Origin of the sequence: Vreelandella populi (assembly GCF_003989825.1) — a bacterium.
In the GTDB taxonomy this organism is placed as follows: Bacteria; Pseudomonadota; Gammaproteobacteria; order Pseudomonadales; family Halomonadaceae; genus Vreelandella; species Vreelandella populi.
Genome location: NZ_RZHE01000004.1, coordinates 233,723 through 253,028, shown reverse-complemented (window position 1 = coordinate 253,028; position 19,306 = coordinate 233,723). Strand labels below are relative to the sequence as shown.

Sequence of the window (19,306 nt, the reverse complement as noted above, 5' to 3'; positions counted from 1 at the left end):
CATGACACAAGCACGTCAAAAGCTTGCCGAGCAGCTTGCTGAAGCGGTAGCGCAAGCCCTGAGCGAAGATCTGGAACGCCAACAGCGCGCGCTGCTGATCGTCTCCGGTGGCTCTACGCCAGTACCTTTTTTCAAGGCGCTTGCAGCCAAGCCGCTTGCCTGGGAGCGTATCGATATCACCTTGGCAGACGAGCGCTGGGTAGATGAACACAGCAGCGACAGCAACGCCAAGCTGGTGCGGGATAACCTGCTGCAAGGTAACGCGGCGGCCGCGCACTTTGTGTCATTGACCTCAAAAGCATCAACGCCGGAAGAGGGCGTGGCGGAAGTAGCCGAGCGCACGGCATCGCTTGCCTGGCCTGCAAGCGTTGTGATTCTGGGAATGGGCAGTGATGGGCATACGGCATCGCTGTTCCCCGATAGCCAGGAATTGGGGCTGGCACTGGCAACCGATGAAACGTTGGTGGCGGTGCGTACCCCCAGCCAGCCCCAGCCGCGAATCACCTTTTCTGCGGCAAGCCTGCATAAGGCGAACCGACTTATTCTGCATATTACCGGTGATGACAAGCGCACCGTGCTGGCGAACGCGTTGAATGGCGATGATGTTCGACAACTGCCGATACGCGCCTTCCTCTCCTGCCCGCTAGCCATTTACTGGGCGCCTTAACGATCAAACAACACATTATCTGGAGACACCTCATGTCAATCGATAAACAGCTGCCCTCAACGCGTACCGCCGAACTCGACAGTATCTGTCACAAGGCGGAAGTAATTCCGGTCATCACCATTGAGCGTATCGAGGATGCCGTACCGCTGGGCAGAGCCTTAGTGGAAGGTGGTTTAAGCGTACTGGAAATTACCCTGCGCACCGACTGCGCGCTTGAAGCGATCAAGCGTATGAAGAAAGAGCTGACTGGAGCCAGTATCGGGGTTGGCACCGTACTGACCCCGGCCCAGTACCGCCAGGCTGAAGAAGTGGGCGCAGATTTTGTCGTGACGCCGGGCGCGACGGAAGCACTTTACCGCTACGGTATTGAAAGCCCCGTGCCTATGCTGCCCGGTGTTTCAACCGTATCTGAGCTGATGACCGGCTGGCAGTATGGCTATCGCCGTTTCAAGTTCTTCCCGGCAGAGTCCAGCGGCGGCGCCAAGGCGCTTAAAGCGTTTGGCGGCCCGATTCCCGGTGCGCAGTTCTGTCCTACGGGCGGCATTACTGTGGATAACGCCGAATCCTATCTGTCCCTGCCCAACGTCATGTGTGTGGGCGGCTCTTGGCTCACGCCCAGCAAGCTGGTCGAGGCTGAGGACTGGGACGGCATTCGCAAGCTGGCGCAAGAGGTCGCCGAGCGTTTTCATCGTTAAGAGCAGCCATGCATGGCAGTAAGTCTGCCATTGATTACTCGCCGGACAGGTTAAGCCTGTCCGGTTTTTTTATGTTCTAAATCAAGCAAATTGCTAAGACCAAAGGCGGATAACACGTCAAACGCGAGTCTATTAAACTTATTGCTAATATGTCAGACATTTAGGTGCGCTTAGCTTAGAGCGCGCAGATTCCCCTTACAAGATGGAGTAAGCCAATATGCATATGCTGACTCTGGCGTCTTTCCTGTTTTTTACAGGTCTGGTCGCCTTTGTCACGTGGCGGATTACGCACCGTGATGATCACTCAAGCACCAGCGGCTATTTCCTGGCCGGACGCTCGCTTACCTTTCCGCTGATTGCGGGCTCGCTGTTAATGACGAACCTCTCCACCGAGCAGATGGTGGGGCTTAACGGGGCCGCCTTTGCCGATGGTTTGAGCGTGATGGCATGGGAAGTGGTCGCCGTGATTGCGCTTGTGGCTCTTGCGCTGTTTTTCCTGCCGCGCTTTTTGAAAAGCGGTATCGCCACACTACCTCAGCTGCTGGAAATTCGCTTTGATAAAGACACCCAGCTGATTACCAATATTATTTTCCTGATTGCCTACGCAGTGATTTTGTTACCGATCATTCTCTACTCAGGAGCGATAGGCCTTCAGGGAATGCTGGATTTGCCGGGGTTAACTGGCATTCAGTCATCTACCACGCTTTTATGGCTAACGGTGTGGATCGTAGGAATCATTGGCGCGATATACGCCCTGTTTGGCGGGCTACGTACGGTGGCGGTGTCCGACACGCTAAACGGTGTTGGCCTGTTGATTGGCGGCTTTGTAATTGTCTACTTTGGGCTTCAGGCAGTGAGTGGCGGCACCGGCATCATGGAAGGCTGGAGCATTCTTAAAGAGAGCGATCCTGAAAAGCTTAATTCAATTGGCGGCGCTGAACAGCAGGTGCCGTTTTTCACGCTGTTTACCGGGGTGTTTTTAATCAACCTTTTCTACTGGAGCACCAATCAGCAGATCATTCAGCGCACGTTTGCCGCCAAGAACCTGGCCGAAGGCCAGAAGGGCGTGCTGTTGACGGGCCTGTTCAAGCTGTTGGGGCCGCTGTACCTGGTGCTGCCAGGCATCATTGCTTATCACCTTTACGCCGACCAGGGCGTGCGTGCCGATGAAGCCTATGGGCATCTGGTCTTCAATGTGTTGCCGCCTTACTTGACCGGCTTCTTTGCTGCGGTAATGGTCGGGGCGATTCTCTCATCGTTCAATTCGGCGCTTAACAGTACCACCACTATTTTCAGCCTGGGTATCTACAAAGGCGTGCTGAACAAGGATGCAACCGAAGAGCAGGTGGTGAAGTCGGGCAAGGTATTTGGCTGGATCATGGCCGTTATCACCATGATCATCGCACCGTTGCTGGCCGGGCAGGATAGCCTGTTTGGCTATTTACAGAAAATGAACGCGATCTACTTCATTCCCATTCTTGCAGTCGTCATTGTCGGTCTTCTGACCAAGCGTGTACCGCCCATGGCGGCAAAGATCGCGCTGGTTGGCGGCTGTCTGCTGATCGCCGCAGGCTACTTTGTACCCCCGTTTACCCTGCTGCCCCAGGTGATGCACGAGTTCCATTTCGTGGCGTTGGTGTTTGTGCTCCTGGTCGCGGTCATGCTGATTATTGGCAAGCTGCGCCCCCGCGAGACCGATTGGGTGCAGGAGCATACCGGTGACGTTGATCTGACACCCTGGAAAGGGGCAGTACCCGCCGGCATTGCGCTTGTGGTGCTGGTTATCGTTATGTATATAAGCTTCGCCGGTTAAGCACCGTACTGATTCAATAACAAGCCATCAGAAAAGCCCCGTGAGTGAACGCTCATGGGGCTTTCTGGTTTAAAGAGCCGCTATAGGATGCGCTAGGCCAGTCGCAGCGGCGGCTCAGCCAACCCCTTGATACCGGTCTGAACTGAAAAAAGAGAACCTGCGGTGGGCGTTTGGCCCAGCTGCGCGGCGCTTAGCCCTTCTTGGGCCGTGGTGATATACAGCGTCTTAAGGTCAGGCCCTGCAAACACGGGGCAGGAGGGTTGGTTGACCGGCAGTACAACACGCCCGATCACCTGGCCCACAGTGTTTAAGCGAACTACCTCGCCCGCACCCCACAGGGCCAGCCACATACAGCCTTCGCTATCCATTACCGCACCATCCGGGTTGCCCGCATGCTCGGAAAAGTCGGCAAAGTGGTTCGGCTCGCCCACGGGCCAGCCCTGCTCATCCAGTGCCCAACGCATGACCTGACCAGTGGGCGTGTCGGTAAAGTACGCCGTTTTCCCGTCGGCTGAAAAGCACAGCGCATTAGGAATGGTCAGGTGGGTGCGCAGCCTGCAGAGTTCTCCGCGATGCAGCCGGTAAAGGCTGCCTGCCTCAGGTTCGGCCTGTTTACCCATGCTGGAAAGCCATAGGCTGCCGTGGCGGTCAACGCGAGCGTCATTGCTGCGCGTCACTGGGTTGTCTGATTCGAAATCGCAAAGCTTCTCAATATGCCCGCTGTCTGGGTTAAAACGGTTCAATGCATGTTCGCCGACTATCAACAGGTCGCCATCGTCAAGCGGGGCGGCAAGCGAGACCTTCTGGTCAAGCGGATGATGGCCGTGCTTTGCCGTGCCGGGAGAGAGCCAATGCAGGCGTTTGCCTAGAATATCGCACCAGTAAAGCCGCTCGCGGCTGGCGTGCCATTGCGGGCCTTCACCCAATTCGCAGCGTGAATCCACGGCAAGTTCGGCTTGCCACGTGGGAATATTATTCATGCCTGCGCTCCCGCTTCCCAGGCGGCCACTAACGCTTTAGCCTGACGGCCTACTTCAGAAGGCGTCTGGCCCGGTTTGTACAGGGCGCTTCCTAACCCGGCACCATCAACGCCCGCTGCCCGCCAGGCGGTAAAATTATCAACGCCGACGCCGCCCACAGCGTAAAGCAGTGTGCCGCTTGGCAGCACCGCGCGTACTGCCTTCATGCCCTCCAGCCCGACCTGCACCGCTGGAAAGAGTTTGAGCCCGGTGGCACCTGCATCAATGGCATCAAACGCTTCAGAAGGCGTGACAATGCCCGGCCAGCTAGCCATACCCAAACGGCGGGTTTCCTCGATCACGCTGGGGCGGCAGTTGGGCGAAACAATCAGGCGCCCGCCTGCGTCATATACTTCGCGTACCTGCTCGGGAATAAGTACCGTACCTGCGCCAATCACGGCGCGCTCGCCAAACGCTTCCACGAGCAGGCTAATGCTGGTAAACGGGTCGGGGGAGTTAAGCGGCACTTCAATTTGCGTAATACCAGCCTCAAGCACCTCACGGGCAATATCTACCGCCTCGTCAGGCTTAACCCCACGCAAAATACCAATCAAGGGCAACGTCATCGACACTCTCTCCATTATCAATTAGCACCCAGAAGGGCGGTATTACGCTGTTAGGGCCCGGTGGGCGAGGCGCAGACCTGCCAGTACGGCGATATCGCCATCCAGATGTCGGGTCTGCAAGCCAATCGAATTCAGCGCCACGTGGTAACGCTGACACAATGCTTGATTGCCAATCAGTGTAACCGGCCCGTCAGCTGCTGGCATGCGGCAGGCACCAGTGAGCTCAAGACCAATGGCCAGCCCCGAAAGCCGGGCTGCTAGAACGGCGGCACGGGCGTCACCGGAAGGCAGTCGACCATCGAGCAAATCCTGGGCACGCAGTTCAAACAGTCGGCTGCTGAACGTTTCCGGGGCTGCATAAATCTCGCTCACCGCGGTGATAAAAGCCTTGCGGCAGGCCGGATCATTAAGATCGTCGTTGCCCACCGAGTGCTTGAGGACCGACTGGTTCGCCAGCAGTTGATAAAGCTCGCCGGTCAGGTAAGTGGTGAACTGCATCACCGTGCCTGCTTCAAGGGTAGCCCATTTGGCATGGGTGCCAGGCAGACAGGCGAGACCTGAAAAGTCCGATGTCTCGGCCACTAGCCCGGCAAGCTGGGTTTCCTCTCCGCGCATGACATCGAAAGGATGCGCGGCACTACGAGTCTGGCTCAGACCCGGCAGCAGATGAACACGCAGCTGATTGTCTGCAAGCCGGGGCATAACGGCGCCCTGGCTGAGCTTGTCGAGCGCGGTGGGTACCGGTAGATAGGCAGCTTCCAGCCAGCCCTGACGGGCACCCGCCATGCCACATACCATCACATCGATCTGGTCACTGTCAGACAGCCATGGGCTAACCAGGCGTTTTAGCTCGGTTTCGTATTCATCGGGCTTAAGCGAAAGCATGCCCTTGTCGCTACTGGTTTCGGCGATGACCTGATCGCGCTGATCCAAGGCCCAGGCGCGCAGATTGCTCGAGCCCCAATCCACCGCAATCCAGGCCAGGGGCGCTAGTGCATCTGTATCGGTATGCATTTGGCTACTCTCCTGATTAAGATCGCATGGCTTACCACTCGGCGATGGAGCCGTCGTCATGGGTCCATACCGGGTTGCGCCAACGATGGCCGGTTTTGGCGCGCTCTTCCACAAAGGCTTCGTCGATCTCAACACCCAGGCCAGGACCTTGGGGAATGGCGCAGAAGCCGTCGGTAATACTCAGTGCCGTCTTATCCACCAGGTAATCCAGCACATCGTTGCCCTGGTTATAGTGAATGCCCATGCTTTGTTCCTGGATAAACGCATTGTGACTGACGGCATCCAATTGAAGAGAGGCGGCAAGGGTGAGCGGGCCAAGTGGGCAGTGGGGGGCCAATGCCACATCATAAGCCGAGGCGAGCGCGGCAATTTTCAGCCCCTCGCTGATACCGCCGCAGTGGGAAATATCCGGTTGAATAATATCGATCATGCCATCAGCCAGCAGGTCGCGGAACTGAAAGCGCGTATGCAAACGCTCACCGGTTGCCAAGGGATAGCCCAGCCCACCGGCAATATCTTTCAGGCAAGGCAGGTGTTCTGGTGCAACGGGTTCCTCGACAAACATGGGGTGATAGGGCTCAAGCTCGCGCAGTAGTGCCTTGGCCATGGGGCGGTGAACACGGCCATGAAAATCAATGCCGATACCCACATCAGGCCCAACGGCGTTGCGTGCTTCGGCCACCCGGGCCACGGCTTCATCGACCTTGCGGTGCGAGTCGACGATTTGCATCTCGGGCGTGCCGTTCATCTTGAATGCGGTAAAGCCTTTTTCCACCAGCGCTTTGGCGCCTGCGCCTACCTCGCTTGGGCGGTCACCGCCGGTCCAGGCGTACATGCGCATCTTGTCGCGTACCGCGCCGCCTAATAGCTGGTGGACAGGCACGCCCAAATCACGTCCTTTTAGATCCCAAAGCGCCTGGTCGATACCCGCGATGGCGCTCATCAGAATAGGTCCGCCGCGATAGAAACCAGCGCGGTAAAGCGTGTTCCAGAGGTGCTCGATACGGTGTGGATCCTGGCCGATCAGGTAGTCGGAAAGCTCATGTACTGCAGCTTCAACCGTAGCAGCACGACCCTCAATCACCGGTTCGCCCCAGCCGTAACAGCCTTCATCCGTTTCAATTTTAAGAAATAGCCAGCGTGGTGGTACTTGCCATGTCTTCAGGCGGGTAATTTTCATGCGATGCAATCCTCATGGTGGGCCGCGTGGCACGGCAGGCGGTAAGTAAAAATGTAAGGGCGAGGCATCAATTAGCCAGCCAACCTTACATATGTCTTGAAGAGGACAAATTAGCCCCATCGGAAAGCGTGTCGGGCACAATGCCCAGATCGATAGCCGTGCGCCGCAGCACCTCACGGGCTGCTGTTTCGGCAGCAGTCGCATCGCCGACCTGAATGGCTTTCAGTACATGGCCATGACGGGCCAAGCTATCGTCCAGGGTTTTGATATCGTGCTGGGAACGATGCACAAGCGCCATGATTGATGGGCGCAACAAATAACCCATCTGGCGCCAGACGAGATTATGCGTGGCCTGATAGATTACATCATGAAAAGCCACGTCGTACTCGGTATGCTGGTGACGGGCTGCTGGCTGGCCTGCCGAGCGCTGCATACCTTCAAAAGCGGCTTCAAGCCGGGCAATATCTTCAGCGCTGGCGGCCTGGGCGGCCAGACCCGCCACCAGAGGCTCGGCTGAAAAGCGAAACGCGTAGATTGCACGCACAAGTTGCGGGTCAAGATTTATGAGTCCCGTCATCCATTCGCTCATTAGCGGGTCCAGCAGGTGCCATTCACTCATGGCGCGTACCTGGGTACCGCGCCCGGCGGTTCGCTCCAATAGTCCGGCAGCTGAAAGGCTTGCCAGCGCATTGCGTACCTGATTGCGGCTGACGGAAAAATGCCGGCCGATATCCAGTTCTTTAGGAAACACGTCGCCCGGCTGCCAGTGGCCGGTCAGCAGGGCGCGGGCCAATAGTCTGGCTAAGTTTTCAGCCCCGCCCTGGTGGGCAGGTAAGGCGTCCAACGTCATGGCACGTCTCTTGGTAGCCGGGTATTTTTAGAGCTTATTAAATGTCTGACATTTTATCAATCCGACGAAAGTTGCCCCTCGGGCAATTTTTTCATCAGCTCGAGCGTAGCGCCTTGATGTCAGTATGGGGGGGTAGGGCGGCTGGGTATGCCAAGACGTGCACAAGCGACTGCTACATTAGCAGGCGCCCCGCCTGCATAGAGGGTAAAGGTTTCGGGTTGATCAAATGCGTGTCCCAGGCGGCTTGAAAGCATATCGACCAGCGCTTCGCCAAAAGCAATCACTGAAACCATGGGGCGTTCCTTTTGTTTTCTTAGGAAACGTTGTTGTATCAAGCAAAATATTATATTGGCCGGCCCGCGTATTAGAACACTTCCTCATTATGCAGTGCTTCGGCAGCCCCTAAAAGGCCTGTCCAAGGGTGGGTAACCACCCAGATGGGAATATCGGCATTGTAGGCATGCATGCGCCCCTTATTGATAAACGCCTCGCACAGGCCGCTTTCTGGAAGCCAGTCCAGCAGGCGCGGGATAATGCCGCCGCAAAGATATACCCCGCCACGCGCACCCATAGTGAGCGTCGTGTCACCGCAGACATCGCCAAGGATCTTCAAGAACCGTTGCAGCGTACGCCGAGCAAGCGTATCACCCTGATTGGCAGCCTGAGTTACCTCGGCAGCCGCGGTAAAGCCTGGATTTACGCCTTCAAGAGCACAGTAAGCGGTATAGATATCCACGATACCCTGACCGCAGAGCAGCCGCTCAACGCTGACCCGCGAATAATGCTTTTGCAATTCATCAAGAAGCTCGCGTTCGTGGGCGTCGGTTGGTGCAAACGTCACATGACCGCCTTCAGTGGGAAGCGGTATCCAAGCACGCTGGCTGGGGAAAACGCCTGCCACGCCCAGCCCGGTTCCGGGGCCGATTACCAGGCGCAATGCATGTGCCTGGGTGGTGCCTGACTTTACCTTAACCAGATCCTGATCCGGCACGTGAGGAATGCCTAACGCCTGAGCAGTGAAATCGTTAATTACCTTGAAAAGAGAAAGGTTCAGTGCCTGCTGTACATCCTGTTTCAGGAACTGCCAGTGGTTATTGGTCATCTTGACCTGCTCGGCATGCACCGGGCAGGCAAACGCCAGGCAGGCCTCAACAGGCGCGCTGCTGCCGGTGGCTCCCACGCGGCTCAAGTAGTCCTGAGCAGCCTCTACCACACCCGTATAATCGGCGCAGGGCAGGTTAAGAATATCCTGAGGCGACGTTTGCCCTGGGGTTACCAGGGCAAAGCGGGCATTGGTGCCCCCGATGTCGCCAATGAGGGCCGGTCGGCTCATTGGTCCTCCTGCTCGATCTTTTCCAGTTCCCGAGACAGGACGTCGGCTTCAAAACCGCCAAACACGCCCGCGCCTTCTTCGGCTCTGGCTGCCAGATGGCGGAAGCCGCCAAATAGCTCGCGCCCCATGCCAAAATGACTGTGTTCGAGATTGACCTGCGCAAAGGGGCGGGCAGCCAGGGTAGCTGCATCCACTAGTACGTTAAGCTCGCCGGTTTCGGCGTCCAGGCGCACGATGTCACCGTCCTGAAGCTTGGCGAGCGGCCCCCGGTCAACCGCCTCAGGCGTCACATGAATGGCTGACGGCACTTTGCCTGACGCGCCCGACATACGCCCATCGGTGACCAGGGCAACCTTGAAGCCGCGATCCTGGAGTACGCCTAAAAACGGGGTGAGCTTGTGAAGCTCCGGCATGCCGTTGGCTTTAGGGCCCTGGAAACGGACTACCACGATGACATCACGATCCAGCTGGCCGGATTCAAATGCCGCTTTTACCTGATTCTGGTCATCAAACAGTTGAACAGGTGCCTCAACAATACGGTGTGCCTGCTTGACGGCGGAAATCTTGATCACGCCACGGCCCAGGTTGCCGTCGAGCACGGTAAGCCCACCGGTTGGCGAGAAGGGATTGCTGACCGGGCGGAGTACTTCTGAGTCATGGCTTGATTCAGGGCCTTCGCGCCAGGTGAGCTTGCCGTCTTCAAGGAATGGCTCTTGGGTGTAGGCAGTCATGTCAGTGCCGAATACGGTAGGAATGTCGGCATGGATAAGGCCGCCTTGAAGCAGCTCACGAATCAGCAGGCTCATGCCGCCAGCTGCCTGGAAGTGGTTCACATCCGCCTGACCGTTGGGGTAGATGCGGGTCATGCTGGGCACCACGGCAGAAAGCTCGGTGAAGTCATCCCAGTTGATAGTGATACCCGCCGCGGCCGCCATGGCAACCAGGTGCAGGGTATGATTGGTAGACCCACCAGAGGCCAGCAGGCCAACCATGGCATTGACGATGGCACGCTCATCAATCTGCTTGTAGAACGGGCGGTAGTTGCCGCTTTGCTCGGTATTGCGAATGGCCTGTTCAGTAGCGTAGCGGGTGAGCGCTTCGCGAAGCGGCGTGCCGGGGTTAACAAACGACGCGCCCGGCAGGTGCAAGCCCATCATTTCCATCATTAGCTGGTTGGAGTTGGCGGTGCCGTAAAACGTGCAGGTACCAGGGCTGTGATATGACTGGGATTCAGATTCCAGAAGTTCATCACGGCCGACTTTGCCTTCGGCATAGAGCTGGCGAACGCGGGCTTTTTCATCGTTGGGCAGGCCGGTGGTCATCGGGCCGCCAGGCACGAACATGGCGGGTAGATGGCCAAAGCGTGCCGCGCCTATAAATAGCCCTGGTACGATCTTGTCGCAGATTCCCAGATACAGCGTGGCATCAAACATGTTGTGGGAAAGCGCTACGGCCGTTGCCATGGCAATCACGTCCCGGGAGAAAAGCGATAGCTCCATGCCGGGCTGGCCTTGGGTTACGCCATCGCACATGGCCGGAACGCCGCCGGCAAACTGGGCGGTTGAGCCCATGCCGCGTGCTGCTTCCTTGATAATAGCAGGGTAGTCTTCATAGGGCCGGTGGGCTGAAAGCATGTCGTTATAGGACGATACGATGCCCAGGTTGGCGCTATTGGTGAGCTTGAGGCGGTTCTTGTCGGTGGGCACGTCACAACCGGCAAAGCCGTGAGCCAAGTTTCCGCAAGAGAGTTCGCCACGATGCACGCCCTGTCTATGCTGGTCGGCCATGTGGTCTTCATAAAGCGCCCGCCGATGCCGGGAGCGCTCGCGGATACGTTGGGTAACCTGGGCGACGGTAGGATGTAACGTAGCAGGTGTTGGGCTCGGCATAAGGACCTCTGCATGATGAAAACGGACGGCTTGTGTAGTTATTTTACATATTTTTAAGCAGCTTTAAGTAAATAAAAAATATAATAGGTTATTCGTTTGGTTTTATTACTACTTGATATGACGTTTGCTAATAAAACCAGGCTAGGTGTAAGTAAGTATGGAGCAAGTAAACTGTTCGCTTACACACCTTAGTATAATCCAAGATGGCAACATCAAACGCCTCCAGGCCACGCATGCTATGGCGTGTGTGGCCTGGGAAAGGCTACTGACTATCGACCTCGTCCTGCTTGATACCGAAGAACATCGCATAGAACGTAGGAACGGCGATCAGGGTCAGTATGGAAGCAAAGAGCAGCCCGCCCATAATGGTGATTGCCATGCTGTTGAAAAACGCGTCCCATAACAGCGGGATCATGCCCAGTATCGTCGTGCCCGCGGCCAGAAAGACCGGCCGCAGGCGGCTGATGCTGGCATCGACCAGGGCGGTGAAGCGCGCGGTGCCCGAACGTATCTGCTCGTCGATCTCATCTACCAGCACGATGGCGTTTTTCATCAGCATGCCTGAAAGGCTCAGCATGCCAAGAAGGGCGGTAAACGAGAAGGGCAGGCCGGTGACCAGCAGGCCGATGACGACCCCGCAGACCGACATGGGCACCACCAGCCATACAATCAGCGGCTGTCTGAGCTTGCCAAACAGCAGAATCGAGGTGAGTACCATGATCAAGAAGCTTACTGGTAGCTGCTGGCCCAACGACTCCTGGGCGTCACCCGAGTTCTCGTGTTCGCCACCCCACTCAAGCGTATAGCCCGGCGGTAGTTCGATAGCCTCAATTTCCGAACGCACGGCGTCAAACGCCTGGGCAGCGGTATACCCTTTGTCGGGCTCGGCGCCCACCGTCAGGGTACGAACGCGGTTGCGCCGCTCGATCAGCGCCTCCTCGGAGCGTATTTCAAAGCCATCGACCACTTGCGTGATCGGCACGAACTGCTGCTGCGCCTCGCTGTAGATCTGGCGGTCGCTCAAAAGCGCCACGTTGTCGCGCTCGGCCTGAGGGGCACGAACGGTGATAGGGATCAGGTGCTCGCCCTCACGGTAGGTGCCCGCGCGAATGCCGGAGGAGGCGAACTGTAGCGTCTGGGCGATATCCTCCCGCGTGACACCGGCGATGCGCGCGCGCTCCTCGTTGATGATCGGCGCCACGATGAGTTCTTGCTGGCGCCAGTCGATACGCTCATCAATCAACAGCGGGTTGGCCGCCATGAGTCGTCGGGCCTGGTCGCCAAGCTCGCGCAACACCTCAGGCGAGGGGCCCTGAAAGCGCGCTTCGATATCCGCGCCGTCGCCAGGGCCGAACTGAAGCCGTTGGGTGCGCACTTGGGCGTTAGGGTAGCGTTCGTTGAGTTCCTTGTAGAACTCCCGGTCGAGCGAGTCGATTACGTCAAGCTCGTTGGTACGGATGATGAACTGCGCGTAGGCGGTGTTTGGCTGCTCCGGCGAGTAGGTCAACATGAAGCGTGTCGCCCCCCGGCCCACGAAACTTGCCACCGACACCACGTCTTCATGTTCGAGAATATACGCCTCAATCTCTCCAACATCGCGCAGCGTGGCGCGAATATCAGTCCCCTGGGGAAGCTCATAGTTGATAAAGAAAAGCGGTGTACTCGAATCAGGAAAGAAGGATTGAGGCACCAGCGTGAACGCCCACATGCATACCCCGGTTAACACTACCAGGGCCGTTACAGTGATAATGCGTATCTTGAGGGCGGCCAGCAGCAGCATTCGGTAGGTGCGGTAGACAATACCGCCGTAGTAACTGTCTTCGCTGTCCGCGTCGTTTTGTTCACCCTTTTTGTCTTCTTTCTCGCTTTCTGTCTGCTGTCCGCTGTTGTCCGCACTTTCCTCTTTTTCGTTCTCGTCTTCGTCCTCTTCACCTTTTTTGCGCAGCAGGTAGTAACCGAACAGCGGCGTCGCGGTCAGTGCCAGCAGCCAGCTCAGCATCAGTGACACGAGAATGACGATAAACAGGGAGAACATGAATTCCCCAGTCACATCGTTGGAAAGGCCGATGCCGGCAAAAGCCATGATGCCGATCAGGGTGGCGCCGAACAGCGGCATCTGGGCGCGCTTGGCAGCGGCACTGGCCGCCTTCTTAGCCTTCATGCCATCGCGAATATTGGTCACCATGCCTTCGGCCACCACAATAGAGTTATCCACCAGCATGCCCATGGCGATGATCAACGCGCCCAGCGAGATGCGCTCCATCTCGATATTGAAAATACCCATGACAAACAGCGTGCCCAGCACGGTCAGCAGCAGCGTACTGCCCACTACCATGCCGACCTTCCAGCCCATGACCAGACACAGCACGCCGATCACGATGGCTACCGACATGGCCAGGTTAATCAAAAAGTCGTTGATGGCGTCGTTGACCACGTTGTGCTGCTCATAAAGCGGGTTCAGCTCTACGCCTAGGGGAATGCGGCTTTGAAGCTCCTCCATACGCGCTTCTACCGCCTCGCCGATTTCGATGATGTTTTCGGTAGCAATACCGGCGATGCCAAGCGTAAAGGCGGCCTTGCCGTTGTAGTGCACGACATGGTCGGGAATGTCCGACGGCTGGCGGTAGACGGTGGCGATATCGGCAAGCGCGACCTGCTCGGTGGTGCCGGGGCGGCCGATGCGGATGGACTCCAGAAGTGTAGTGCTGTCGATGTTGGCGCGTGCTACCAAGCGCACCTGACGATCACCTACGCGTAGCGTACCGGCATCTTCCACGGCGTTTTCGGTCTGAATGGTGTTGATCACTTGCTCGATAGGAATGCCCAAGGTCGTCAGCCGCTCGTTGGAGATATCGATGTAGATACTCTCCTCGCGCTCGCCGGTGGTGCTCACCCGAGCAACCCCGGGTACGGCAAGCAGTTCGCGCTGCAGAAACGTTGAGATATCGCGAATCTCGCGGGTAGAGAAGCCTTCGGCAGTAACCGCATAGAAAAGGCCGTACACTTCGCCGAAGTCGTCGTTCACTTGAGAGTCAAGAGCGCCTTGAGGTAGGTCAGCCTGGGCATCGTTCACTTTGTTACGCAGCTCGTTCCAAATCTGCGGCAGCTCATCGCTGCCGTATGTGTCCTGAATCTCGACCTGAATCTCCGAGCGGCCCGGCAGCGATTTTGAGTCGAGTACATCGAGCTGCTCCATCTCTTGAATCGCGCGCTCCAAACGCTCGGTGACCTCCTCCTCGACCTCTTCGGCGGTGGCGCCGGGGTAGGGGGTATTGATGATGGCGTAAGGAATGGTAAAAGAGGGGTCTTCAAGCTTGCCGACGGTATTGAACCCCCAGATGCCGCCAAACAGACAGATCACCACGATCAGCCAGGTATTGATCGGTTTCTCGATCGAACGCTTTGCAATATCCATGTGGCCCCCTTATAGCGCGGCGTCGAGCGGCTTGACCTGCATGCCGTCGCGCAACAGATGCGCGCCGGTGGCCACCACCCGCGTGCCAGCTTCAAGGCCTGCGGTGATCATCACCCGGTCATCGACCATCTCGCCGACGCTGACGCGCTGGGGGTTGACCACTCCTTCGTCGGGGTCGAACACCCACACCTGAAACTCGCCTTCTGCGTCATTATCCAGTGCACTACTGGGAAGGGTGATCAAGGGGCTGTCAATCTGTGCTTCGGGTTGAATGTAGACCGTAGCAGTGGTGCCGGGCAGGGCGATAATGCCATTGCCTACCGGGGCGAACTCGACCTCGAACGTCTGGGCGACTTCGTCGGGCTCGGTAATGTGCTCACGGTACTCCAAGGGGATGCGCTGGCCCGGGAGGGTGGCGATCTCCGCCTCGGCGCTGAAGTGTCGTCCGTTTTCCAGGTGCTGCATCATGGCTTGGGGCACGTTGAAGCGAACGCGCAGTTCCGAAACATCTTGGATGCGCACGACTTCGGTATTGGGTGGGACGGTGGTGTAGTTCTCGACCAGACGCCGGGCGATCAGCGCATCAAACGGCGCGTTGAGCGTGGTGTACGTAAGCTCCTGGCGGGCACTGTCGAGCTGGGTTTCGGCACGCTCGGCCTCGGCAATGGCACCATCGAGCGCCGCCTGGGAAACCGCCCCTTGGGCGCGTAGACTGCGCTGGCGGTTCAGGTTGCGCCGGGCCTGCTCATATTCGGCCTCAGAAGCGCGCACCTGCAATACGTAGTCGGTCTGATCCAACTGGGCGATCAGTTCGCCCTGGGGTATTACCGCCCCCTGTATGGCGGGAAACTCGGTAATTCGCCCGCCCACCTGAAAGGCGTAGTCCACCGTGCTTCGGGCATCGACCCGGCCTACGAAACGTCGTCCGGGATAGATCTCTTGCTGGCTCGCCTCGACGAGTTTGACTACCTGAGCGGGGCGCTCTTGCTGCTCTTCGTCATCACCACAGCCGGTTATTATCAAAGGTGCAATGAGTAAAAATATCCCTAAAAAAACCGGCTTCATGCGTGCCTCCCTGCAAGCGGTTAACATGGTTCAATGGTGGTGGTATTACGCCAGCCACCTACTATAGTAGGTGGCTTAAAAAGTGGCGAACAGTCGTTTAAATTTTCCAGATGATAAACCTTGAAGTGAACTTAATAAGTGCGTGCGGCTAAGCTTTTGAAAAAAGGAGAGTTGATGAAGAAGGGATTCAGAAAAAGCCGCTGGTTCGGCGTTGCCCTGGCGGCGCTTCTAAGTGGCTGCATGGTAGGGCCAGACTACCAGACGCCGGAGCTCGAGCTTCCCGAGACCTGGCCCGAGCATATCGAGCTTAACCAAGCCGAGCGCGGCGAATGGCGCAACTGGTGGCACCAGTTCGACGACCCGGCGCTCACCAAGCTTGTAGAGCGCGCCACGCAAGATAACCTGGAACTTGCCGTCCAACTGGCGCGAATACAAGAGGCGCGCGCTCAGCTTGGCTTTGCCGACGCAGAACTGTTTCCAAGCGTAGGATATCAGGCCGAGGCTACCCGCGAGCGTACCCCCGGTGCGTCCATTCCTATCGACATTGAGCCGGTGCAGGATCTGATCACTTCGACCAGCAATCAGTTTTCCCTGGCAGGAAGTCTCGAGTACGAGTTTGACCTATGGGGGCGGCTCGCCCGTCAGCGGGAGGCGGCGCTGGCCACGTTCAGCGAAAGCCTGTTTGCCCGGGATGCCGCCGAAATCGGCGTAATTGCTGATGTGGTCACCATCTATTTCGATCTCAAGAGCGCCCAGTATCAGCGTGAGATTCTCGAGGAGACAGAAGCCACCTACGAGGAAACCTACCGCCTGCAGAAGTTGCGTTTTGATGTGGGCGATATCAGTGAGCTCGCCTTCCGCCAGGCCGAGGCCGAGTGGCGTGGCGTGCGCACCGAGCTTCCCCAGGTGAAGCAGCAAGTGGAAACGCTGAAAGGGGCGCTAGCGATTCTAGTCGGGCTTACCCCACGTGAATTGATGAGCGAGCTTGATTACGGCGATACGCATCTGGAGGAGATTGCCGAACCCCGGCGGCTACCGCACCTTCTGCCCTCAGAGCTTCTTCAGCGCCGCCCGGACATTCGCGCTGCCGAGGCTACGCTGATTGCCGCCAATGCCCAGGTGGGTGTGGCCGAAGCTGCCCGGCTTCCCTCGATCAACCTGAACGCCTCCATCGCTAGCGTCGCGGCCGACTCGAGCGATCTTTTTACCGACAACGCCCGCTCCTGGGGGCTTGGGGCCTCGATCGTTGGTCCGCTTCTGGATTTCGGCCGCACCCGTGCCAATGTGGAGACCGCCGAAGCTCAGGTGGAGCAGGCAAGCGCCCAGTACCGATTGACTGTGCTCACCGCCTTTAACGAAGTGCGCGATGCGCTGTATACCTACGATATCAGCCAGCAGCGGGCTGAGGCGGCAGACGCCCAGCTTGAAGCCGTACAGCGTGCTCGGGATCTGGCGGTGCTGATGCACGAGCAAGGGCAAACCAACATGCTGGAACGCCTTGACGCTGAGCGCTCGCTGCTTTCGGCCCAACTCGATCGTGCGGATGTACGGCGAGAGCGTTTGGCAGCGACCGCCACGTTATTTAAAGCGCTAGGCGGCGGGTGGCAGGCCAATATACCCACGCAAGCTCAAACGCCTTCTAGTTAACGGCAAAAAAACTGTCGGTACGACGATGAAAGAGCAGTCTTCGAGTTATAACGTTTGTTATCATTTTGTCTTAATTATCTGTTTCATTTTGCGACGTGCCGGAGCCTGTTATGCATTCCCTTATTGCCCAGATAAAACCTGTTGATTGCGCTGCTGGCGATAGGGCGAGGGCTTATCTGGACACGCTTACCAAACCGCCCGGAAGCATGGGGATGCTGGAGCAATTGGCAATTCAGCTTAGCGAAATCAGCGGTGAGCTTGCGCCTTCAATTACACCACCTGGCGTAATAGTGTTCGCCGCTGACCATGGCGTGGCCGCTGAAGGCGTCTCCGCGTTTCCCCAGGCGGTAACGGCGCAGATGGTTACCAATTTCGCCAATGGCGGGGCGGCGATCAACGTATTTGCTCGCCAAATCAATGCGCATCTGGAAGTGGTGGATGTGGGCGTGGTCAGCGACGTTGAGGCTCCAAGGGTGATCATTGATAAGGTGCGTCGCGCTTCGGGGAATATCGTTACTGAAGATGCCATGCAGCCAGAGCAGGCCCAGGCTGCGATTGAAGTAGGTATTCGTGCCGTCGAGCGAGCGCGAAAAGCGGGCTGTCGTAGCGTAATTGTGGGTGAAATGGGGATCGCCAACACCACGGCTAGCAGCGCCATGCTGGCGGCTTTTACCGGCACGGCAGTTGAAAAGGTTGTCGGCGCCGGCACGGGGCTTAATAGCCAACAGCAAGGACATAAAATCGAAGTCATCGAGCGAGCGCTAGCGGCGCGTAATTATGAAGCCTATGAGCCGTTAAGCGTACTGGCTGCTTTGGGCGGGCTGGAAATTGCCGCCATGACCGGTGCTTATCTCGCCGCAGCCGCTTATCGACTGCCCGCCATTGTGGATGGCTTTATTGCGAGTGTCGCGGCACTTACCGCCTGCCGAATTTGCCCCGCCGTGCGCGGTTATCTTGTTTTCGGCCATCGCTCTGAAGAGCCTGGGCATGGTGTAGTGCTAGACGCGCTTGAAGCAACACCGCTACTCGCTTTGGGTATGCGCCTGGGCGAGGGCAGTGGTGCCGCATTGGCGTTCCCGTTGCTTCAGGCTGCCACCGTCATGATGGCTGAAATGGCGACGTTCACCTCGGCAGGTATCGCGGATAAAACTTCGTGAGCTTGATGCTGCTTATCGCCCTCGCGATTGGACTGGATTTACTGATAGGCGATCCACGTTCGTTACCACACCCGGTCGTTTTCATCGGTCGCATGATCAGCTTTTTGGAAAAGCGCTTGAATCAAGGGGCTCCCACACAGCGCAAACGACGTGGCTTTCTACTCACCACGACGGTGGTTATGAGCGTATGGGGACTCAGCTGGGCAGTGCTTGCGCTGTTGGCTGCCATTCATCCTTGGCTTTGGCTGGCTGCTGAGCTGTGGCTGTTAGCCACCACGCTTGCCATTAAAGGATTGGCAGATGCGGGGCGTGCAGTAGCGGCACCACTTGTGCAGGGCGATCTGCCAGGCGCACGGCGAGCACTTTCCATGATAGTGGGGCGTGATACGGCAGAACTTGATGAAGCGGAAATTACTCGGGGCACAGTGGAAACCGTGGCAGAAAACACGGTGGATGGTATTACGGCGCCGCTGTTTTTTGCGGTAATAGGCGGTGCGCCGTTGGCGCTGGCTTATAAGGCGATCAACACGCTTGATTCCATGGTGGGCTATCGTAACGAGCGGTATGAAGATTTTGGTTTTGCTTCGGCTAAATTGGATGATATTGCCAACTGGCTACCCGCAAGATTAACGGCGCTGTGCCTGTGGGTGGGCGGCGTTATTCTAGCGACGGTGGGCAACAGGCCGCTGCGCTGGCGTGGCGCGTTACGGGCCACATGCCGTGAGGCGCCGCGCCATCCAAGCCCCAATGCAGGTTGGCCAGAGGCTATGGTCGCGCGTTTGCTTGGGGTACAGCTGGGTGGTGTTAATGCCTATCAAGGCGTTATTTCCCGTCGTGCTACGCTGGGCGAACCCTTTGTGGCGCTGGGTGTGGCGCATATTGGCACCACCATTTCACTGATGCATATGGGCTGGCTGCTGTTTACGGGATTGATGGGATTATTCTGGGTGTTGCTAACGTGAGCCACCAATTATCTATGACCAACTATTTATGACC

The 19,306-nt window shown here is 57.5% G+C and carries 15 protein-coding genes and 1 pseudogene; 6 read left to right on the top strand and 10 right to left on the bottom strand.

Going from position 1 to position 19,306, the window contains the following annotated elements:
- Position 1 precedes the first annotated feature (1 nt).
- From pgl to ELY25_RS04295, 3 genes are all read left to right on the top strand, one after another.
- Entirely contained in the window at positions 2-667 is a 666-nt protein-coding gene (gene pgl, locus ELY25_RS04305) for a 6-phosphogluconolactonase (protein WP_126950048.1), read from the top strand.
- Between the two features lie 32 nt (positions 668-699).
- Positions 700-1,362, top strand: a complete 663-nt coding sequence (locus ELY25_RS04300) for a bifunctional 4-hydroxy-2-oxoglutarate aldolase/2-dehydro-3-deoxy-phosphogluconate aldolase (RefSeq protein WP_126950047.1) — start codon at positions 700-702, stop codon at positions 1,360-1,362.
- A gap of 217 nt (positions 1,363-1,579) precedes the next feature.
- Entirely contained in the window at positions 1,580-3,175 is a 1,596-nt protein-coding gene (locus ELY25_RS04295) for a solute:sodium symporter family transporter (protein WP_126950046.1), read from the top strand.
- Positions 3,176-3,267: 92 nt separating this feature from the next.
- Here the strand turns inward: ELY25_RS04295 and ELY25_RS04290 are convergent, their stop codons facing one another.
- The 10 genes and pseudogenes from ELY25_RS04290 to ELY25_RS04245 all read right to left on the bottom strand — a co-directional run bounded on the left by ELY25_RS04290 (position 3,268) and on the right by ELY25_RS04245 (position 15,506).
- Complete coding sequence (locus ELY25_RS04290) at positions 3,268-4,155, bottom strand: SMP-30/gluconolactonase/LRE family protein (RefSeq protein WP_126950045.1); 888 nt, start codon at positions 4,153-4,155, stop codon at positions 3,268-3,270.
- Entirely contained in the window at positions 4,152-4,760 is a 609-nt protein-coding gene (locus ELY25_RS04285) for a 2-dehydro-3-deoxy-6-phosphogalactonate aldolase (protein WP_126950044.1), read from the bottom strand. Before ELY25_RS04285 ends, ELY25_RS04290 begins: the two co-directional genes overlap by 4 nt.
- A gap of 42 nt (positions 4,761-4,802) precedes the next feature.
- The gene (locus ELY25_RS04280) at positions 4,803-5,774 is read right to left on the bottom strand and encodes a 2-dehydro-3-deoxygalactonokinase (RefSeq protein ID WP_126950043.1); all 972 of its coding nucleotides are present in this window, start codon (positions 5,772-5,774) and stop codon (positions 4,803-4,805) included.
- A gap of 31 nt (positions 5,775-5,805) precedes the next feature.
- Positions 5,806-6,954, bottom strand: coding sequence for a galactonate dehydratase (gene dgoD / locus ELY25_RS04275; protein ID WP_126950042.1), 1,149 nt, complete (start codon positions 6,952-6,954; stop codon positions 5,806-5,808).
- Between the two features lie 85 nt (positions 6,955-7,039).
- A complete protein-coding gene (locus tag ELY25_RS04270; RefSeq protein ID WP_126950041.1) occupies positions 7,040-7,804 on the bottom strand; it encodes a FadR/GntR family transcriptional regulator in 765 nt (254 codons plus the stop codon).
- 137 nt (positions 7,805-7,941) lie between these two features.
- Positions 7,942-8,097: pseudogene (locus ELY25_RS04265) on the bottom strand (PfkB family carbohydrate kinase); the annotation flags it as partial.
- Positions 8,098-8,168: 71 nt separating this feature from the next.
- Positions 8,169-9,137, bottom strand: a complete 969-nt coding sequence (glk, locus tag ELY25_RS04260) for a glucokinase (protein ID WP_126950040.1) — start codon at positions 9,135-9,137, stop codon at positions 8,169-8,171.
- Positions 9,134-11,026, bottom strand: coding sequence for a phosphogluconate dehydratase (gene edd / locus ELY25_RS04255; RefSeq protein ID WP_126950039.1), 1,893 nt, complete (start codon positions 11,024-11,026; stop codon positions 9,134-9,136). Before edd ends, glk begins: the two co-directional genes overlap by 4 nt.
- Before the next feature lie 262 nt (positions 11,027-11,288).
- The gene (locus ELY25_RS04250; RefSeq protein WP_126950038.1) at positions 11,289-14,441 is read right to left on the bottom strand and encodes an efflux RND transporter permease subunit; all 3,153 of its coding nucleotides are present in this window, start codon (positions 14,439-14,441) and stop codon (positions 11,289-11,291) included.
- Between the two features lie 9 nt (positions 14,442-14,450).
- Complete coding sequence (locus ELY25_RS04245; protein ID WP_126950037.1) at positions 14,451-15,506, bottom strand: efflux RND transporter periplasmic adaptor subunit; 1,056 nt, start codon at positions 15,504-15,506, stop codon at positions 14,451-14,453.
- Between the two features lie 174 nt (positions 15,507-15,680).
- Between ELY25_RS04245 and ELY25_RS04240 the strand changes: the two genes are divergently transcribed.
- The 3 genes from ELY25_RS04240 to cbiB all read left to right on the top strand — a co-directional run bounded on the left by ELY25_RS04240 (position 15,681) and on the right by cbiB (position 19,272).
- Positions 15,681-17,153: an efflux transporter outer membrane subunit gene (locus ELY25_RS04240; RefSeq protein WP_126950036.1), complete on the top strand. Its 1,473-nt coding sequence runs from the start codon at positions 15,681-15,683 to the stop codon at positions 17,151-17,153.
- A gap of 110 nt (positions 17,154-17,263) precedes the next feature.
- Positions 17,264-18,310 (top strand): nicotinate-nucleotide--dimethylbenzimidazole phosphoribosyltransferase, encoded by a 1,047-nt coding sequence (gene cobT / locus ELY25_RS04235; protein ID WP_126950035.1) that lies wholly within the window; start codon positions 17,264-17,266, stop codon positions 18,308-18,310.
- A gap of 5 nt (positions 18,311-18,315) precedes the next feature.
- Complete coding sequence (cbiB, locus tag ELY25_RS04230; protein WP_126950129.1) at positions 18,316-19,272, top strand: adenosylcobinamide-phosphate synthase CbiB; 957 nt, start codon at positions 18,316-18,318, stop codon at positions 19,270-19,272.
- Positions 19,273-19,306: the final 34 nt, after the last annotated feature.